This window comes from Streptomyces flavofungini (assembly GCF_041028215.1).
In the GTDB taxonomy this organism is placed as follows: Bacteria; Actinomycetota; Actinomycetes; order Streptomycetales; family Streptomycetaceae; genus Streptomyces; species Streptomyces flavofungini_B.
The window spans coordinates 1-3193 of sequence record NZ_JASKYR010000915.1 but is presented as its reverse complement, the minus strand read 5'-3'; the positions used below and the strand labels follow the sequence as shown (position 1 = coordinate 3193).

Here is a 3193-nt window from a genome sequence, read left to right as displayed (position 1 = left end):
CTGGTCGTCGACGCGTCGTCGCAGTCGCGGTCGGTGGCGGCGCTGGTGCACGGCTTCGCGTCCTGGGACCCGGAGGTGCGGGTCGCGGGCGTCATCCTGAACAAGGTCGGCTCCGACCGGCACGAGGCGCTGCTGCGGGAGGCCCTGGACGAGTCCGGTGTGCCGGTGCTCGGTGTGCTGCGGCGGGCCGCCCCCGTGCACGCCCCCTCGCGGCACCTGGGTCTGGTGCCGGTGGCCGAGCGGCAGGCCGACGCGGCGGAGTCGGTGGCGGAGCTGGCTTCACGGGTGCGGGAAGGCTGCGACCTGGACGCGCTCCTCGCCCTCGCCCGTACGGCGGGGCCCCTGCCGGGCGAGGCCTGGGACCCCGGGGCGGCACTCGGCGCCGCACGGCGGTCCGGTTCCCGCCCGGTGGTCGCCGTCGCGGGCGGTGCCGCGTTCACGTTCTCCTACGCCGAGCACGCGGAGCTGCTCGCGGCGGCGGGCGCGGAGGTCGTGCCGTTCGATCCGCTGCACGACGAGCGGCTCCCGGACGGGACCGCGGGGCTGGTGATCGGCGGCGGTTTCCCCGAGGTCTACGCGCCGGAGCTGTCCGCCAACGAACGGCTGCGCAAGGCGGTGGCCGAGCTGGCGCTCTCCGGCGCGCCCGTGGCGGCGGAGTGCGCGGGGCTGCTGTATCTGACCCGTGAGCTGGACGGCAGGCCGATGTGCGGGGTGCTCGACGCGCAGGCGCGGATGTCGGAGCGGCTCACGCTCGGCTACCGGGAGGCCGTCGCCGTCTCCGACAGCGTGCTCGCGGTCGCGGGCACGCGGACGCGGGGCCATGAGTTCCACCGCACCACGGTCGAGCCCGGGGCCGGGGCGTCGCCCGCCTGGGGCCTGCACGCGCCCCGGCGCCGCGTCGAGGGCTTCGTGCAGGGCTCGGTGCACGCCAGCTATCTGCATACGCACTGGGCCGCCGCGCCGGGCGTCGCGCGGCGCTTCGTCGAGAGCTGCGCGCCGTGACCGTACGGCGGCGCGGTTCAGCCCGCGACGCCCACCACCAGCCAGATGAACGCCGCGCCCGCCACCGTGCACAGCAGCGTGGAGCGCGCGGGGTGGTCGTGGTGCGCCTCGGGCAGGATCTCGGCGGCGGCGAGGTAGAGCAGCGCTCCGCCGAAGAACCCGAGATATCCGCCGAGCAGCCGCTCCGGGATGGTGAAGAGCAGCGTGGAGGCGGTGCCGAGCACCGGGGCCGCCGCGTCGGCGAAGAGCATCGCGAGTGCCTTGCGGCGCGCGTTCCCGTACAGGCTGGTGATCGTGTACGTGTTGAAGCCGTCCGCGAAGTCATGGGCGACGACCGCGAGCGCCACGGCCACGCCCATGCCGCCGCCGACCTGGAAGGCGGCGCCGATCGCGACGCCGTCCATCACGCTGTGGCCCACCATCGCGGCGGCGGCCGTGAGTCCCACCTCGGGGACCCGGCCCCCGTCGTGCTCCCCGGCGCCGTGCGCGGCCTGGCGGCCCGCGAGGAGCCGTTCCACCAGATGGGCGACGAGGAACCCGGCCACGAACAGGAGCAGGGCCGCCGGTACGCCGAACACGGGACCGCCCGCGGCCTCCAGCGCCTCCGGCAGCAGGTCGAGGCCGACGACGCCGAGCATCAGGCCACCGGCGAGGCCCAGCACGAGGTGGCGCCGGTCGGTGACCCGCTGGGCCGTCCAGCCGCCCACCAGGGTCATGAGGAAGGCGCCGAGCGCCACGAACACCGCCATGCGCCCTTGCTAGCGGATTGACCCCCCGCGGCGCACATCCGCCACCCCCGTTTCCCTCTCCGATCCGCACCACCTCGTACGAAAGGACCCCTTCATGGAGGACGCCCAGGTTCTCGTCGTGGGTGTCGGCGCCTGTGCGGCCGCCCCTGAGGAGGAGGTGCTCGGGCTGATCCGGGACACCGTCCGCGCCGCCGGTCTCGCCGAGCGGGCGATCGCCGAGCTGGCCACGGTGGACGTGAAGGCGGCCGAGCCGGGCATCGTCGCGGCGGCGGCGCGGCTGGGGGTGCCGGTGGTGGCGTACGCGGCGCGGGAGCTCGCTGAGGTGTCCGTGCCGCATCCGTCCTCGGCGTCGACGGCCGCCGTGGGCACGCCGTCCGTGGCGGAGGCGGCGGCGCTGCGGGGCGGCGGCGAACTCCTCGTGCCCAAGCGGAAGTCGGCGCCGGTGGGCCGCCCGCCGATGGCGACGTGCGCGATAGCCCGCAGGCCCGCTCCGCCCGCGTACGCGGGGCTGTCCTCCCCCGTCCTCGGCTCACAACCGGCGCCCGGACCCGACCTGCGGCACCACGGGGACGCGGAGGTGCGGGACGACGGGGCCGGTCTCACCGACCTCGCGGTCAACGTACGGTCCGGAACCCCGCCCGCCTGGCTCAAGGAGAGGATCGCCGCTTCGCTGGGCGGTCTGGCGGCCTATCCGGACGGGCGGGCCGCGCGGGAGGCGGTGGCCGCGCGGCACGGCGTGAGCCCGGACCGGGTGCTGCTCACCGCGGGCGCGGCGGAGGCGTTCGTGCTCCTCGCGCGGGCGCTGAAGGTGCGGCACCCGGTGGTGGTGCACCCGCAGTTCACCGAGCCGGAGGCGGCGCTGCGGGACGCGGGGCACGAGGTGGAACGGGTGCTGCTGCGGGAGGCGGACGGTTTCCGGCTCGATCCGGCGGCGGTGGGGCGGGTGCCGGAGTCGGCCGACCTGGTGGTCGTCGGCAATCCCACCAACCCCACGTCGGTCCTGCACCCGGCGGCGGCGGTCACGGCGCTGGCCCGCCCGGGGCGGGTCCTCGTCGTCGACGAGGCGTTCATGGACGCGGTGCCGGGTGAGCGGGAGGCGCTCGCGGGGCGTACGGACGTGCCCGGGCTCGTCGTGCTGCGCAGCCTCACGAAGACGTGGGGTCTCGCGGGGCTGCGGATCGGGTACGTTCTCGCCGCCCCCGATGTGATCGCCGCGCTGGAGCGGGCGCAGCCGTTGTGGCCGGTGTCGACGCCCGCGCTGGTGGCGGCGGAGGCCTGTGTAGCGCCGAGGGCGCTGGCGGAGGCGGGCCACGCGGCGCATCGCGTCGCCGCGGACCGGGCCCATCTGCTGGCGGGCCTCGCCTCGCTCGCGCCCCGCGGGGTGCGGGTGGCGGGCCCCGCGGAGGGTCCTTTCGTGCTCGTCCACGTGCCCGGGGCGGGGG

The 3193-nt window shown here is 76.4% G+C and carries 3 protein-coding genes; 2 read left to right on the top strand and 1 reads right to left on the bottom strand.

Annotation, left to right across the window (positions count from 1 at the left end):
* A partial coding sequence (locus AB8Z36_RS36505; RefSeq protein ID WP_369217687.1) for a cobyrinate a,c-diamide synthase occupies positions 1–1002 on the top strand: 1002 nt, incomplete at its 5' end.
* A 17-nt stretch (positions 1003–1019) separates the two neighbouring features.
* Here AB8Z36_RS36505 and AB8Z36_RS36500 read toward each other — a convergent pair.
* Positions 1020–1751, bottom strand: coding sequence for a ZIP family metal transporter (locus tag AB8Z36_RS36500; protein ID WP_369217686.1), 732 nt, complete (start codon positions 1749–1751; stop codon positions 1020–1022).
* A 94-nt stretch (positions 1752–1845) separates the two neighbouring features.
* Between AB8Z36_RS36500 and cobC the strand changes: the two genes are divergently transcribed.
* Positions 1846–3193: Rv2231c family pyridoxal phosphate-dependent protein CobC (gene cobC / locus AB8Z36_RS36495; RefSeq protein WP_369217685.1), on the top strand; the 1348-nt coding region annotated here is incomplete at its 3' end.

Coding starts and splice junctions, on each gene's coding strand:
- AB8Z36_RS36500 (WP_369217686.1), bottom strand. CDS start 1,751: ATGGCGGTGTTCGTGGCGCTCGGCGCCTTCCTCATGACCCTGGTGGGC.